This window comes from Chryseobacterium sp. NRRL B-14798 (assembly GCF_050470705.1).
Lineage (GTDB): Bacteria > Bacteroidota > Bacteroidia > Flavobacteriales > Weeksellaceae > Chryseobacterium > Chryseobacterium cupriresistens.
Window position 1 is genome coordinate 3,917,042 of sequence record NZ_JBFLUL010000005.1, and the last position, 15,815, is coordinate 3,932,856.

Genomic DNA, 15,815 nt, shown 5'->3' on the forward strand with positions numbered 1-15,815 from the left:
ATTACCAGATTTTTATTCTGTCCTGAGGAGCTTTATACATTTTGTCTCCCGGTTTGATATCAAATGCTTTGATGAATGAGTCCTGATTGACCAACGGACCAAATGCCCTGAACATTCCCGGAGAGTGAGGATCGGTTTTCACCTGGTTGATCATATACTGATCGGTAGCTTTCGTTCTCCAAACCGTTGCCCAGCTCATGAAAAATCTCTGATCCTGAGTGAATCCGCTGATCTTTCCAGGGTTTCCTTTATCTTTTAAATACATCTGAAGGGCATCGTAAGCCACTGCTACTCCACCTAAGTCACCAATGTTTTCACCACTTGTAAATTTACCGTTCACGAAGCTTCCTTTTACTGGTTCATAAGCACTGTACTGAGCAGCTAACTGACCTACTTTTGCATCAAAGTTTTTACGGTCTGCATCCGTCCACCAGTTATTCAGGTTACCATCTCCATCGAAACGGGAACCGCTGTCGTCAAATCCGTGAGAAATTTCGTGACCGATAACGGCTCCGATTCCTCCGAAGTTCACTGCAGCATCCGCTTTAGGATTGTAGAAAGGAGGCTGAAGAATAGCTGCCGGGAATACAATTTCGTTGTTTGATCCGCTGTAGTAAGCATTTACAGTTTGTGGAGACATTCCCCATTCTGTTTTGTCAACCGGTTTACCTACTTTATCCAAGCTTCTCTGATATTGCCATGCTGCTACATTCTGAAGGTTTGAATAAAGCGTAGCTCCTTCTTTTGGAGATTCTACTTTCAACTGTGTATAATCTTTCCATTTATCCGGATAAGCAATTTTTACGGTAAACTTGGATAATTTTTCCTGAGCTTTTACTTTGGTTTCCGGAGACATCCAGTCTATATTGGCAATATGTGTTTTGAATGATTTTAAAAGATAATCAATATACGTTTCCATCTGCTTTTTCGCTTCAGGAGTGAAGTATTTGTCAACATACAGTTTTCCGAAAGCTTCACCAAGAACACCATTGACAAGGGTAAGCCCTCTCTTGTTCATCGGACGTTGTTCTTTTTGCCCCTGTAAATATTTCGCATAGAAATCAAATCTGATCTGCTCTAAATTGTCATCCAGGTTGCTTGCATTTCCGTTGATGATATGGTATTTCAGATAATCTTTCAGTAAAGGGAGATTTTTCTGGGTAATGAACTGATCCATATTCTGGTAGTATTTCAGTTCGCCAATGATCACTCTGTCTGTGTTTACGCCTGCATCTTTAAGGTATTTGGCAAGATCAACGTTTTTCACAAGACCCGATAATTCAGATACATTTTTAGGGTTGTATCTTAAGTTGGCATCTCTGTTCTGCTCAAGTGTCAGCAAGTAATTAGCAAGCTGTTTTTCAAAGTCTACGACATTCTGTGCAGCCTGAGTTGTATTTTTATATCCTAAAACTCCGAATAATTTTCCAACATAAGTCTGATATTCAGCCAGTGTTTTAGTATTGGCATCATTTACTTTCTGGTAATAGTCTCTCCCCAAACCAAGATCCGGACCACCAAGATACACCGCATTCATCTTGGAATTCTTCATATCAGCACCTACTCTCCATCCGTAGAAAGAATTATCTCCTAATCTTGTAGCTTCCAAAAGGTATTTCTGAAGATCTCCAAGGGTTTTAATAGCATCTACTTTGGCAAGATCAGCTTTGATAGGTGCCAGACCTTCAGCGTTTCTCTTATTTGTATCCATAAAAGAAGCGTAAAGATTCTGGATTTTCTGCCCTTCTGATCCTGCAGGATATGATTCTGTAAGAATTTTGTTCAAAATATCTAATGAAGCATCATCTACATTTTCTCTCAAAGCATTGAAAGATCCCCAGTTTGCTTTATCGGCAGGAATCTGAGTCGTTTTCACCCAGTTTCCGTTCACATAGCTAAAAAAGTCATCCTGTGGACGGACACTTGTATCCATATACGATAAATTAATTCCCTCTTCTTTTGCTTCTTCTTTTACCGGTTCGGCTACTTTTGCCGTAGCTTCAGTTTTATTGTCTGTCCCTGCAGTCTTAGCTGTACCACACGAATTAAGAAATACAATACCTGAAAGGGCAAGTATTCCAATATTTAGCTTTTTCATTAAAGATAATTTTTGATTTTACACAAACTTATCAAATATACAAACTTTAATGATATGTAGTGAATGATAATTAATATATGGTGAAAAGCGAAAAATTCAATGTTTAATGTTTAATGTTATTAGGTATAGAACCACCCCGTCAAAAATTCTTTGAATTTTTGCCACCCCTCCGTGGGAGGGGAATGATGGGAGCCGTTATTGTAACGATTGTCCCTTCGATTACTTATTACTTATTATTTATCACCTATTTTCCCTAATCCCTAAAACCTGCTACCTACCATCTGCTACCTGCTACCTACCATCTATCACCTGCTACCTAAAAAAACAAAACCGCCCATTGCTGAGCGGTTGTTATTTTTACCAGATTTTGATTCTGTCTTCCGGAGCTTTGTATAATTTGTCTCCTTTTTTCACATCAAATGCTTTATAGAAAGCGTCAACGTTGATTAGCGGACCGAAGCTTCTGAAGTATCCAGGAGAATGCGGGTCAGTTTTCACCTGATTCACCATATATTTCTCACTTGATAATGTTCTCCAAACGGTTGCCCAGCTTAGGAAGAATCTCTGATCCTGAGTAAATCCGCTGATTTTCCCTGGGTTTCCTTTGTCTTTTAAATACATCTGAAGAGCATCATAAGCGATGTTTACACCTCCTAAGTCAGCGATATTTTCACCGTTTGTGAAAGTACCGTTTACAAAAGTTCCTTTTACAGGCTCGTATTTGTCATACTGAGAAGCAAGAGCTTTGGTTGCTTTTTCGAAGTTGGCTTTATCTTCCGGAGTCCACCAGTCTACTAAGTTACCATCTGCATCGAACTGTGCACCTGAATCATCAAATCCGTGGCTCATTTCGTGACCGATAACTGCACCGATACCTCCGAAGTTTACAGCAGCATCAGCTTTAGGGTTAAAGAATGGCGGCTGAAGGATGGCAGCAGGGAATACAATCTCGTTATTTACCGGGTTATAATATGCATTTACAGTCTGTGGAGTCATTCCCCATTCTGTTTTATCCACCGGCTTGCCAATTTTAGCTAAATCTTTATTGTATTGCCATTCGGTAATGTTCTGAAGGTTCTGATATAGGTTTCCTCCCTTAGCTTCAGAAACGATATTTAATTTTGAATAGTCTTTCCATTTATCCGGATAAGCAACTTTTACAGTGAACTTGTTCAGCTTCTGCATTGCTTTTTCCTTAGTGGTAGAAGACATCCATGCTAAGTTATTGATATGAACTGCGAAACTCTTCTTTAAATAGTCAATCAGTTCTACCATCTGAGCTTTTGCTTCAGCAGGGAAATATTTCTCAACATATAGTTTTCCGAAAGCTTCTCCCAAAGTACCGTTGATCAATTCAAACCCTCTCTTGTTAAGAGCTCTCTGTTCCTGCTGGCCTCTAAGGTATTTGCCATAGAAAGCAAACTTCATATTTCCTAAGTTTTCGCTTAAGTAAGAAGCACTTCCGTGGATCATATGGAATTTAAGATAATCTTTGATCACAGGAAGGTCCTGAGCATTGATCAATTTATCAAAATTCTTATAGAATCCTAATTCGCTGATAATGACCTTATCCGTATTTACTCCTACTTTTTTAAGGTAACCAGGGATGTCTACTCCTTTCACCAATGCTGAAAGTTCAGCCATTGTTTTAGGATTGTACTGAAGTGTATTGTCACGGCTCTGTTCATTTGTCAGATAGGTATTTGCAACACTTTTTTCAAAGTTTACAATACCTTTTGCAGCCTCATCAGCATTTTTATATCCTAATTCTTTTAGCATTGAAGCTACATATTTCTGATATTCAGCAATAGCTTCTGTATTTTTTTCGTTTACTTTCTGATAGTAGTCTCTTCCTAAACCTAAAGTGGCATTTCCTAAATAAACGGCGTTCATTTTAGAATCTTTAAGATCTGCATCCACTCCCCATCCGTAAAGAATGTTCTCTCCTTCTTTCGTTACAGAAGTAAGGTAGTTCTGAAGATCAGCCATATTTTTAATAGCATCAATCTTATTCAGATTTTCCTGGATTGGTTTAATTCCGTCTGCATTTCTTTTCTCCATGTTCATGTATGTAGCATACAGATCCTGGATCTTTTTCCCTTCACTTCCGTCAGCAAATTTATCTTTCAGAAGAGAATTCAGGATGGTCATGGAATTGTTATCCGTATCCTCCGCCAGTTTGTTGAAGCTTCCCCATGTTGGTTTGTCAGATGGAATTTTGGCTGTTTTCATCCATGTTCCACTCACATAGTTGTAAAAGTCATCCTGAGGACGTACAGAAGTGTCCATCAGGCTAAGGTCTAAGCCTTTATCTGTGTTATTCACTGCTACTTTAGCAGCTTTTGCTTGTGCGCTCATAGTCGTCTGAGTACAGATCCCTGCTATTAAAAACAAAGAAAGCGTTATTTTTTTCATTATGATAACAATTTATAGAATATGTATGATTTATTTTGAATTTGTTACTTGAATATGAAAACAAATTTAAATAAATAACATGAAAGCTTCTTAAGTGGAAGTTGGGAGCAGGAAGCTGTGATGAAAATCCGGAACTTCCAGCCTCATTCTTCCTTCCTGCCTTTATTAGTTATCATGAAGTTGCTATCTCTTTTACATTTCCGGTTCTTTTCAGAACTCCCCAGGACTGCATTTCGCCTTTCAGTGCTTTTCTTAAACTTTTAAATAATACAATATACATCAGCCATCTATACCCGAATCTCTGTGGAATGATATACAGCAGATTGGTTAATTTTTCCCGCTGCATGATGAATGCCACTAAAGCCAGGGAAGCATCTACCAAAAGGAAGATCAGATAATAGATAAATATTTTGTCTCCGTTTCCGGAAAGAATTCCAAAGAACATAATCACATCTGCCATCGGCGAGAAAAATGGTATGATGTATTGGAATAATAAAATATTCGGCATCGCCCAAAGTCCCAATCCTTTATATCTGGGGTTAAGGAAAGTCTGTCTCTGTTTCCAGAACATCTGCATGATTCCGTAGGTCCATCGGAAACGTTGTTTTAAAAACTGATTGGCGGTTTCCGGAGCTTCTGTGACGGCAATTGCTCTGTTCTCGTTAGCCACCGTATATCCGGCTTTTAAAATTTTTACGGTAATATCACAATCTTCCGCCAGGGTATCGGATGAATAGCCTCCCGTTTCAATAACCACAGCTCTTTTAAATGCCCCGATAGCACCCGGAATTACAGTAATGCCATTTATGTGAGCATACGCCAGTCTGTCGAAGTTCTGACTCGTTGTATATTCTATAGCCTGCCATTTGGTAAGCCAGTTGACTCTGTTTCCGACTTTCACATTTCCTGCAACAGCTGCTATTTTTTCTTCAGGGCTTGAATTTAAAAACCTTGCAATCAGATATTTTACGGCATCCTGCTGCAGTTTGGTATCTGCATCAATACATACTACATATTCGGCATCGGTCTGTGATATTCCGAAATTTAAAGCAGTTGCTTTTCCACCGTTTCTTTTGGTGAAAATTTTCAGCTTCAGATGATCAGGAAATGCAGCTTTTGCTTTTTCATAAGTAGAATCTTTACTTCCGTCATCTACCATAATGATGTCAAAGTTAGGATACGTCTGTTTCAATAAGTTATGCAGGGAAGACACAATATTCACTTCTTCATTATAAGCAGGAACTATGATGGAAACTTTCGGATAAGATTTCAGAACCGGAAGCTCGCCCAGCTTTCTTTCTTTGTTTCTTTCTTTAAAAGCCCAGTATGCCATCAGCAATAATCTGATCAATCCTAATACAATGAAAATAGTAAATAATGCCACGAGAAAATGACTTACTCCATAGATAATGGTAGCCAAAACAAGGTTCAGCTGCATGATGTAATATGACTTCGTTTTAGGTACTTCAGGCATCAGTTCACTTCTGCTTTTGTGTAAGATATTGGTCAGGTTCGTAAAATGATAACCCTGTTTCTGAAGGGTCGGAATCAGAATCTTTAAAGCTTTTACCGTTTCTTCTCTGGTATCTCCTCCTGCATCGTGAAGAAGAATGATATTCCCTCTCTCCTGTTTGATTCCGGCTAATACCCTTTTTACAATTTCATCTGCTTTTATTCCCGGCTGCCAGTCTTCAGGATCTATATTTTCTCCAATATCAAGATAATTCTGCTGTCTGGCCAAAGCTACCGGAATAATCTCTTCCGAAGTGGTAGGTTCAGAGTCTGCGTTGTATGGTGCTCTGAACAGGATTGTACTGTGTCCCGTCACACACTCTATAAGCAAACGGGTAAGTTTCATTTCAAGCAAAGCTCTTTCCGGACTTACTTTTGCAACATTTTCATGGGTAAAGGTGTGATTTCCTATTTCATGTCCTTCTCTATAAATTCTTTTCACAAGCGGAAGGTTTTTTTCTGCATTTAAGCCTACCAAAAAGAAAGCGGCCGGAACATGATATCTTGACAATACATCCAAAACCTGCGGTGTATAGATTTCATCCGGACCATCATCAAAGGTAAGCACGAGTTCTTTCTGAGGAGCACTGCCATATTTCTTCACTTCATAAGAACTTGGATAGGTAACATAGTTTTCGTCTGTGATAATTTTCTCTTTCGGATCAACTTCCAATGCAATTTTTCCGTCATGAGGCGTATTCAGGACATCCAGCACTTCCCCGTCTCCAATGTAATCCACCATGGTCTGCCCTTTTACATTTTCCAATGTTTTTAAGTTCAGTTTGGATAGCCCTGCAAACGTAAGATCTTTATCATAGAAGTTCCATACTCTGCTGTCTTCACTTCCCAGTCTCCAGAGTGCAGTTCCTGCCAAAGGATATTCTGAAGAGAAACGCATTGTATTGAAGATAGAAGCCGCATCATTGAAAAATACAGTGTGGGTAAGATTTTTGGAATCCGTATAAGAATAATTTAAATTAAACGTATTGTCATTAAAATCTATAACCGCTTTACTGGCACTGGCTTTCGTAATTGCCTGCATATAAGTAACAGAAGTATTGTCATCCGGATTAGAGCTCCAGTCATAGCCATAAGCTCCAAGGCCCAGAATTATTTTTTGCGGGGAAGTTTGTTTTACAATTTTTCCTGTCTGCTGTTCGATCCATTTCTGAGAAGACACCGGACCGGCATCGCTTCCTGCAGAGTATTCATCATAAGCCATCAGCACAAAATAATCTACATAAGGATTCAGTCCTGGAATATTGTAATCATCATTGTCCGTCATGATATCCATGGTAACCAGTAACTGGTTTTTTCTGAAAGTCTCTGAAAGCTCTTTCATAAAAGCAATCAGATTTTCATCAGAATTCAGGTTCATATCTTCAAAGTCAATATTAATTCCTTTGAAGTGGTATTTTTTACATTGCTGAGTGATTTTTTGGATCAGATGAGTTCTTTTCTGAGGATCGTTAAGAACTTTTATCAGTCCTTCCGAGCGGAATTCTCTGTCAAAGTTATTACTCAGCATCGGCATGGCAGCCACACCTGTTCTTTTGATCACTTTATAGCCTTCCGGATCTACATTGGTTTTCAGATCTCCGGTTTTAGGATCAAGGAAAAACCATTCGGGGAAAACAAGATTCACGTGTCTGATATTTCTTTTCAGAGACATCAGAGACTGAGGATCCCAGGCTACATAAAATGCAGAACGGATTCCTCCCGGAAACTGAGCCCAGTTTCTGTTCTGATTTTTATATCTTTCTGCTCTTGCTTTCTCAATCTTGTCGAGATTGGTGTGAATTGTTTTTTCAGAAATAAAGCTTCTGAAACCTTTATATTCTTTAGAAATTTTATTCTCCTGAAGGTAAGGTTTATTGGCTGTAATTACTGCTTTATAATCTTCTTTAAAAGGAATTTTAGGACTTTTGTCCAGAGTCATCATCAGACCTAAAGCAAGAAGAAGCAGTACTCCTATAAAAATAAAGACACGGCTTCCCCATTGCACACTTTTCCAGCGTTTTTTGCTGCTGGTCTGAAAAATCTGTTTGGAATTTTCCACGATTTTGAAATTTATTGAATGGCTTTCAAAAAGCGTGAAAAACTGTATAAAAATTAATTAAAAAAAAATTAAAAAAACAATCCTCTATCTAACTGTTTATAAGAAGGCTAACCAAATCCTGAATCACCTTCTGGGAAACGAAATTCATAAAATCTACCCTTTCCAGATGCGGCATGTATAATTTTGAGGTTACTTCCTGATCATTGATTCTGATCGTATAGTAAACTGTTCCAACATCCTTACCGTCTTCTCCTTTCCCCGGACCCGCAACACCGGTTGTAGAAAGGGAAATATGAGTTTCAAACAATTCCTGACAGCCTTTTGCCATTTCCTGTGCCACCTGTTCGCTCACCACGGTAAACTGTTCTACGGTCTTTTCAGAAACATTTAAAATTTTAATCTTTTTCTCTGTGGCATAGGCAACCACTCCACCCAGGAAATATTTCGAGCTGCCGGAAACTGAAGTAATCATTTTTGCCAGTTCACCTCCTGTACAACTCTCTGCTGTGGAGATCGTCATGTTTCTTTCGGTAAGCATTTCTGCCAGAATATTTTCAATTTTATCCTCAGATACTGCAATGACATGGCCTTCTACCAAAGGAAGCAATTTCTGGATTTCTTCTTCTGTTATTTGCTTCAACTGCTCTTCGTTATCACCGGAAGCTGTCAGACGAAGCTTTACACGGGTTCCCACCGGAAGATAAGACAGTGCAATATTTTCCGGAAGTGCCAGTTCCCAGTCTTCAATTTTGTCCGCAAGGATACTTTCAGGAATTCCGACCACAGAAACAATCCGGGTATGGATATAATGCAGACTGAATCTTTGCTGTAAATAAGGAATAATCTGATCTTTAATAAGCGGTTTCACCTCATAAGGAACCCCCGGAAGGCTGTAGCACAATTTTCCGTCCTGTTCCATCATCATACAGGGTGCCGTTCCGTAATGGTTCTGAAAAACGATGGATTTGGTAGGGACAAATGCCTGTTCGCGGTTTCTTTCGAGAATATCTGCTCTTCCACGTCGTTCCATATAGCCTTTCAAATGATTGAATGTCACCTCATCCAAAGCAATTTCATCATCGAAATATTCAGCCAGTGCTTTTTTGGTTTTATCATCACGGGTTGGCCCGAGGCCTCCTGTTGTAATGACTAAATCGCCGGTTTCAAAAGCGGTTTTCAATGCATTTTTAATGGTTTCAATTTCGTCTGAGATCGTAAGAATCTGAATGACTTTTATTCCTATATTTTTAAGTTCAGTCGCAATAAAATTAGAATTGGTATCTACCGTATTTCCGGAAAGGATTTCATCACCGATAGTAATCAGAACAGCTTTTTCCATATGTTTTTTTGTTGAAAAAAATTCTATGCAAATGACGGAAAATTCTGTGGCAGCGGCAATATAAATTGATTTTTTCTATTTTTGAAGAAATTATCTAAAACTACAATACAAATTATGTCTAAATATGATGATGCTTCATGGCATTATGGCGGTGATTTTCCGGAAGGCCTTCCTCAGAAAAACGGGGCTACCCACACAGGAATGTTCCTGAACTGGTGTATCCATAACGATCTGATCTCTGATGAACTGAAGGAAGATGGTGAAGAGGAAATAGAAAAAGTAAAGCGAAGAGAAATAACCGGTGCTGAATTCATTATGGATTCCTGCGACGGAAAATTCTCAGAATATGACCTGAATGAACTGGGAAATCTTTTTGCAAAGGATTATTATGCTGATGATACCGATTTTGGAAACAGATACAGCTCATTCGCTGATGATTACGTGAATATTTTTGATGCTAAAGCAGAAGAAAATGACTATGAATATGAAACTTTCTATCACATTGAGGATACCTATGAAAATTATGATCTGATGAAACAGGTGATAGATCACCGTTTTGAAGAATGGAAAGAATATATTAACAGCTAAAACATAAAAGGGCAAAATTGTACATAATATACTTATCTGCATTTTTGCCCTTCCACTATTTTGCGATTTGGATTATTCTTTACTGATTATGTCTTACCCAGATCAGCTCATCGGTATTATAGCCGATTTTTTTTGCTTTCTGGAGGAAACGCTGACGGATACTTTCCGGAATGCTGGTGGTACGGGAAAGGATCCACAGATATTTTAAACTGCTTCCTGCCACAAGAGCATATTGATAGTCTTCATCAATATCTATGACGTTGTAACCGGCCCAGATCGGTTTAAAAAATGAAACTTTCAAACGGGCTTCTGCAGGATCTTTTACAAATTTTGCTTCCCCGATAGATTCATTCCATACTTTTTTAGTGTAATCATAACCTTTATTTCTTACCTGAATGGTACCATCCGGATTCTCTGTATACTCTGCAGTAACATTGTCCATGTTTTTCTCGAACCTGTAATCGAAACGGGCGACCTCATACCACTTGCCCAGATATTTTTTAAGATTAAAATTCTTTACCGCAGATGCTCCTCTGGGAATTCTTACAGAACAGGAATTGAAAATAATAAGCCCCAGTGCTCCCAATGAAACGGGAAGTATAATTTTATGAATGGTTTTCATGACAGGAATATTTTGGTGGTTATGATAGAACGTCAAAAATAATGCCTTTGGTCTGTTAAGGACCCATAAATTCTATGAAAATACTTTCAGGAAATTATCTTTAAAGCTTCCTGAAACCTCTATTTCCGTATCATCCGCCAGCATCACGGTTCCGCTTTTATGATAGGATTTTACAAAACCTGTATTAATGATATGAGACCTGTGAACCCTGACAAACGGGTTTTCCAGAAGATCATCAAAGTGTTTCAGAAACCGGCACACCATCTTCTTTGAACCATCGGTAAGGTATACCTGAGTAAAATTTCCATCCGCCTGAAGTCTTACAATATCTTCTGTTTTTACAACGTCAAATCCCTGTAAAGTTGGCAAAATCAGCTGCTGTTTCTCAGGTTTTAATTTCAGATTCTCAAGAAGGATCTTATTCCGGTTGAGCTCTTCTTTTTTCTCAAGGCTTTCCGCCACTTTATTCACTGCCAGAATCAGTTCCTGAATATCGATAGGTTTTAAAATATAATAGCTTGCTGATTTATTTAAAGCCTGTAAAGAATATTGTGAAAATGCAGTAATGAAAATGGTTTCATAGGAGAAATCTTTGGTAGCTTCCAGCACATCAAAAGCATTTCCGAAAGGCATTTCTACATCCAGAAAGACCAGTTGAGGCTGCTTTTCAGCAATTAACGGAACTGCTTCTTTGATATTTTCAGCTTCACCCAGAATTTCCACCTGCGGACAGTATTTGGTAAGATAGCTTCGTAAAACTTCTCTTGCTATAAGTTCATCGTCAACAATGACAGCTTTTATTTTCATTTGAACAGATTTTAGGTGGCAGATAACAGATTGCAGATGCAAATTAGTGATATTTAACCAATCGTACAATTGGTCCAAAACTTACAGTCCGCCTTAATCCTGCTAAGCAAGATTCATCCGGATAGTCACCAAAACTCCACTGTTATTTTCTTTATCCTTTATAGAGCAGGTGATGTCTTTTTTATACAGATCGTTCAGGAGCTGAATTCTTTCCAGTGTATTTTTCATTCCCCTGCCCTCTCTTGTTTTTTGATGTTCTGTTTTTTGCTTTTTACTTTCCTCAATACCTATTCCGTTGTCTTCAATAAGGATTTTAAGATGCGATTCACTTTTTTCGAAGCTTAATGTTAAAAATCCTTTTTCGGTTCTGTAACGGAGTCCGTGCCAGACAGCATTTTCCAGAAATGGCTGTATCAGCATTCCCGGAACCTGAAGGTTTTGCATATTCAGATTTTCATCTACTTCAATTTCGTAATCGAATTTATCTGCAAAACGGGTCTTTTCAAGCGCCAGATAATTTTGCAAAAGGTCAAGCTCCTGCTGAAAAGGAATAAAATCTTCGGTGGAATTTTCCATTACACCGCGCATCAGCTTCGAAAATTTTGTAAGATACTGATTCGCTTCAAGCTCATTATTGGTGGCTATAAAATGGTTGACACTATTTAAACTGTTAAAAATAAAATGAGGATTCATCTCTCTTCGCAGCGACTGAAGAGCTATTTTCTTATTTTTAATCTGAACTTTTTTCAGCATTCTGAAAATGAAAATAATAAGTCCGGTGAGTACAATCAACGCTCCGATCAGACTGTAATTAAAGACGTTTTTCTTTCTGATCAGTTCATCTTTCAACTCTTTTTCTTTTTCCAGCTGTGAAATTCTCTGTTCTGTATCTTCCAGAATTTTATTATCAACCAGGCTTCTGTCTTTGGAAACGAGATTGGGAAGTTTTCCCAAAAAGTCTCTGTATAACTGAACGGAGGCATCAATATTTCCTGAGATCGCATAAAGGCTGTCCAGCTTTTTTACACTTTTCTGTGCTTCCAGTGTATGACCTTTGTCCAGCGCAATTCCGTAGGCATTTTTTAAAAGATCTACGGCTTCCTCAGGATCATTTTTTTTAATATAGATATCTGCCAGTTCCTGAATCTGATTGACTTTTTCCTGCGAGTTTTCTTTTACAAAGTCTTCTTTCAAAACTTTCTTCTTGGCTTCAATAGCTTTTTCGAAGTTTTTGTTTTCAACATACAGGTCTGCCAGCTTCTGATTGATGGCAAGAGCCTGTTGAGGAGCTTCTTTTTTAGAAATTTTATAGGCTGTATTCAGGTTTTCTTCAGCACTGGAAACATCTTTCTGTTTCAGGTTAACATCTGCCAGCTGGCTGTAGCTTTCTGCAAGGTCTCCCTGATCATTTTCCTTTTTAGTCAGATTGATATTATTCTGAATCGCTTCTGCTTTCAGTTCGGGTGTAGGAGAAGAAAGTCTTGCCGCATCATTAGAATTCACAGCTTTACTTTTTTCGCTGTAACTTACCTGTGCAGCCATGCTGTAATTGCTGATAGCAGGAGTTATTTTATTCTGTTTCTCCTGTGACTGGGCTAATCTTCGGGTTGCTTTCTCGATATTGGGCTTATCATTGAGCTTTTCATACAGTTTTTTCGCTTTTGTATAATACTCTTCACTTTTGGGAAAGTTTCCGCTATTGAAAAATGTTTCACCGATATTATAGTAAGAATCTGCTTGGGCAGGCTCATTTTTGGTGTCCATTGCTCTTTTCAACTTCTTTGTTTCTACCTGCACTTCTTCCACAGCAGCACTGCTGTTAGTAGTGGTTTGGGAAAAGATTGTATTTCCCGAAAGCACCAATAAGAATAGAGTAAAGAATTTAAGCATTTTCATAAAACAAAGATATACATATATATAGTCTGCTCAAAAACTATTCACCAAGTGAAAGTTCCATTTCACCAAGTCTCCAGGATTCCGGTTACTGATCTGTGTAATTTTACATCAGAATTAAAAATTTAAAAACAGGAAATTATGAAATTGAAACATTTTTTATTAATCGGAATTTTAACTCTTGGAAGTTTTGTAAACGCTCAGGAAGTAAAGAAAAATGCAATTGAAGTAACAGGAGTGGCAGAAATGGAAGTAGAACCGGATGAAATTATCTTCAGTATCGGGATAAAAGCTGATAATAAAAACGATCTGGCAGATAATGAAAAGAAATTATTTGATATTTTGAAAAATGCAGGGGTAAAGAATGAGGATATCAAATTCAAATCCATGTATCAGAATATTTACTCTAAAACCGCTAAGTTTTCCAAAAATTATCACTTTAAAGCCGGTACAAAATCAAACCTCAGCAAAATCTTTGAAGACCTGAATCAAAAGTGGGTAAGCAGCCTGAATATTGCGGAGGTAAAGAATACCAAAATTGCAGATTTCAGAAAAGCAGTGAAGATCAACGCTTTGAAAGCAGCCAAAGAGAAAGCAGACTACTTACTGGAAAGTATGGGTAAAAAGACAGGAAATGCCCTTGAAATTGTAGAGATAGAAGATTACACCAGCGATATGATTATGCCGGCAGCCTACAAAGGAAGAGCAAGCAATATCCAGCTGGAAATGGCTGATGCTCCGGTAGATTTTTCTTTTGATAATATTGAAAACATCAAGCTGAAATACAGCATTAAAACAAAATACGAAATCCTTTAAAATAACAGATTTGAGAAAGCTGCCTTTTGGGCAGTTTTTTTGTTTTTTACTATTGGGTTATTGCGTTTTTGACTGAAGAAAAATACCTGTCGATCTATTAAAGTTTTTCGAATGGTAAAGGCTTCGACTCCGCTCAGCCTGACAGTATTGAAATGACACATTAGATTATTACGATCACATATAATCAGATCCTTCCGTTTTTATTATCCACCAAGTGAAACCTTCCGTTCACCAAGTTTCCCGATTTCCAGCCTTAAATAAAGATAATTTTACTTCAGGAATTTAAAATAATAGGATTTAAAAATTTCCGATTACAACAAATAACCAATAAAAACAACAATATGACAACGTTAAAAATCTTAGCACTTGCAGCCGGTACAGCTTTGTTAAGCTCCGGAAACATGCAGGAAAACCGCTCTGCAAATAGTAATACTGACAATCATTTACCGTTACAAAAAACAACATTAATTCCAGTAACCTCAACGGTAAAAGACAATAAAATTCAGGTTGCTCTTCTCCTGGATACTTCCAATAGTATGGACGGATTGATTGATCAGGCAAAATCCAGACTGTGGAATATTGTGAATACACTTACCACTCTTAAGTACAACGGAATGGCTCCCGAGATCGAAATTGCCCTTTATGAATATGGCAACGACGGAATCCGTGATGAAAATTACATCCGCCAGGTAACTCCTCTCACTCAGGATCTGGATCTTGTCTCTGAAAAATTATTTACCTTAAGAACCAATGGAGGCAGTGAATATTGCGGTGCAGTGATCCGTGATGCCTCTGCCAACCTCAATTGGGATGGGAATGAAAAAAGTATGAAACTGATTTATATTGCCGGTAACGAAGCATTTGATCAGGGAAAAATAAATTATAAAGAGGTTGTTTCAAAAGCAAAAGCTAAAAATATTTACACCAACACCATTTTCTGTGGAAGCCGCGAAGAGGGAATCCAGACATTCTGGCAAAACGGAGCATCCCTTGGAGGAGGAAAATATTTCAATATCGACAGCGACAGAAGAGTGATGTATATTGAAACACCTTACGACAAAAGAATTTCTGAATGCAATGCCAGGTTAAATGATACTTATATCTACTACGGAAATCATGGCTCAGAATACAGGCTTAAACAGATCACACAGGATAAAAATGCAGAAGCCCAATCGGCATCCAACCTGGTGGAAAGAGCAGTTGCCAAATCCAAAAAGAACGCTTACAAAAATGATCACTGGGATCTGGTAGATAAAGCTGAAAAAGATGCCGGATTTATTGCGACAGTAAAAGAAAGTGAACTTCCTGCAGAGTTGAAAGGAAAAAGTAAGGAAGAAATTCAAAAAGCGATTGCTGTCAAATCAGCAGCACGTGATACAATTCAAAAGGAAATAGAAGAACTTTCCAGAAAACGCAAGGCTTATATTGATTCCGAAATGAAAAAAAGAGGAAATGATGATTCTGATGATTTGGGAAAAGCCATTGAGAGCTCAATTCTTGAACTTGCGAAAAAGAACGGGTATAGTTTGTAGTTAAAGCGGGTTAAGGCCCGCTTTTATGCTATTCGGCACCATTATGATAAGTGCTCTTTATCTTACAATAATTTAGCTTAGATTCTTACGGAATGACACAATTGAAATAATGATTTATGCAGTCAGTATATCAT

10 protein-coding genes are annotated in these 15,815 nt (G+C 38.0%); 3 read left to right on the forward strand and 7 right to left on the reverse strand.

What is annotated here, in order from left to right:
• Position 1: 1 nt before the first annotated feature.
• The 4 genes from AB1278_RS18000 to AB1278_RS18015 all read right to left on the reverse strand — a co-directional run bounded on the left by AB1278_RS18000 (position 2) and on the right by AB1278_RS18015 (position 9,423).
• Positions 2 to 2,098 (reverse strand): M13 family metallopeptidase, encoded by a 2,097-nt coding sequence (locus AB1278_RS18000; protein WP_429816183.1) that lies wholly within the window; start codon positions 2,096 to 2,098, stop codon positions 2 to 4.
• Positions 2,099 to 2,455: 357 nt separating this feature from the next.
• Positions 2,456 to 4,513 (reverse strand): M13 family metallopeptidase, encoded by a 2,058-nt coding sequence (locus tag AB1278_RS18005; RefSeq protein ID WP_110010726.1) that lies wholly within the window; start codon positions 4,511 to 4,513, stop codon positions 2,456 to 2,458.
• A gap of 172 nt (positions 4,514 to 4,685) precedes the next feature.
• A complete protein-coding gene (locus tag AB1278_RS18010) occupies positions 4,686 to 8,084 on the reverse strand; it encodes a polysaccharide deacetylase family protein (RefSeq protein WP_429816186.1) in 3,399 nt (1,132 codons plus the stop codon).
• Between the two features lie 88 nt (positions 8,085 to 8,172).
• Complete coding sequence (locus tag AB1278_RS18015) at positions 8,173 to 9,423, reverse strand: CinA family nicotinamide mononucleotide deamidase-related protein (RefSeq protein WP_202839713.1); 1,251 nt, start codon at positions 9,421 to 9,423, stop codon at positions 8,173 to 8,175.
• 114 nt (positions 9,424 to 9,537) lie between these two features.
• On the opposite strand from AB1278_RS18015, the gene AB1278_RS18020 reads away from it, so the two are divergent.
• Complete coding sequence (locus AB1278_RS18020) at positions 9,538 to 10,011, forward strand: hypothetical protein (protein WP_110010729.1); 474 nt, start codon at positions 9,538 to 9,540, stop codon at positions 10,009 to 10,011.
• A 79-nt stretch (positions 10,012 to 10,090) separates the two neighbouring features.
• Here the strand turns inward: AB1278_RS18020 and AB1278_RS18025 are convergent, their stop codons facing one another.
• The 3 genes from AB1278_RS18025 to AB1278_RS18035 all read right to left on the reverse strand — a co-directional run bounded on the left by AB1278_RS18025 (position 10,091) and on the right by AB1278_RS18035 (position 13,336).
• The gene (locus AB1278_RS18025; protein WP_202839715.1) at positions 10,091 to 10,633 is read right to left on the reverse strand and encodes a lipocalin family protein; all 543 of its coding nucleotides are present in this window, start codon (positions 10,631 to 10,633) and stop codon (positions 10,091 to 10,093) included.
• 72 nt (positions 10,634 to 10,705) lie between these two features.
• Complete coding sequence (locus tag AB1278_RS18030) at positions 10,706 to 11,440, reverse strand: LytR/AlgR family response regulator transcription factor (protein ID WP_110010731.1); 735 nt, start codon at positions 11,438 to 11,440, stop codon at positions 10,706 to 10,708.
• 102 nt (positions 11,441 to 11,542) lie between these two features.
• Entirely contained in the window at positions 11,543 to 13,336 is a 1,794-nt protein-coding gene (locus AB1278_RS18035) for a tetratricopeptide repeat-containing sensor histidine kinase (protein ID WP_202839717.1), read from the reverse strand.
• 138 nt (positions 13,337 to 13,474) lie between these two features.
• Here AB1278_RS18035 and AB1278_RS18040 point away from each other — a divergent pair, with 138 nt between their 5' ends.
• Positions 13,475 to 14,149, forward strand: a complete 675-nt coding sequence (locus tag AB1278_RS18040) for an SIMPL domain-containing protein (protein ID WP_202839719.1) — start codon at positions 13,475 to 13,477, stop codon at positions 14,147 to 14,149.
• A 341-nt stretch (positions 14,150 to 14,490) separates the two neighbouring features.
• On the forward strand, positions 14,491 to 15,681 hold the full coding sequence (locus AB1278_RS18045) for a VWA domain-containing protein (protein WP_429816190.1): 1,191 nt from the start codon (positions 14,491 to 14,493) through the stop codon (positions 15,679 to 15,681).
• The last annotated feature ends 134 nt before the right edge of the window (positions 15,682 to 15,815 follow it).

Coding starts and splice junctions, on each gene's coding strand:
- AB1278_RS18000 (WP_429816183.1), bottom strand. CDS start 2,098: ATGAAAAAGCTAAATATTGGAATACTTGCCCTTTCAGGTATTGTATTT.
- AB1278_RS18005 (WP_110010726.1), bottom strand. CDS start 4,513: ATGAAAAAAATAACGCTTTCTTTGTTTTTAATAGCAGGGATCTGTACT.
- AB1278_RS18015 (WP_202839713.1), bottom strand. CDS start 9,423: ATGGAAAAAGCTGTTCTGATTACTATCGGTGATGAAATCCTTTCCGGA.
- AB1278_RS18020 (WP_110010729.1), top strand. CDS start 9,538: ATGTCTAAATATGATGATGCTTCATGGCATTATGGCGGTGATTTTCCG.
- AB1278_RS18025 (WP_202839715.1), bottom strand. CDS start 10,633: ATGAAAACCATTCATAAAATTATACTTCCCGTTTCATTGGGAGCACTG.
- AB1278_RS18030 (WP_110010731.1), bottom strand. CDS start 11,440: ATGAAAATAAAAGCTGTCATTGTTGACGATGAACTTATAGCAAGAGAA.
- AB1278_RS18035 (WP_202839717.1), bottom strand. CDS start 13,336: ATGAAAATGCTTAAATTCTTTACTCTATTCTTATTGGTGCTTTCGGGA.
- AB1278_RS18040 (WP_202839719.1), top strand. CDS start 13,475: ATGAAATTGAAACATTTTTTATTAATCGGAATTTTAACTCTTGGAAGT.
- AB1278_RS18045 (WP_429816190.1), top strand. CDS start 14,491: ATGACAACGTTAAAAATCTTAGCACTTGCAGCCGGTACAGCTTTGTTA.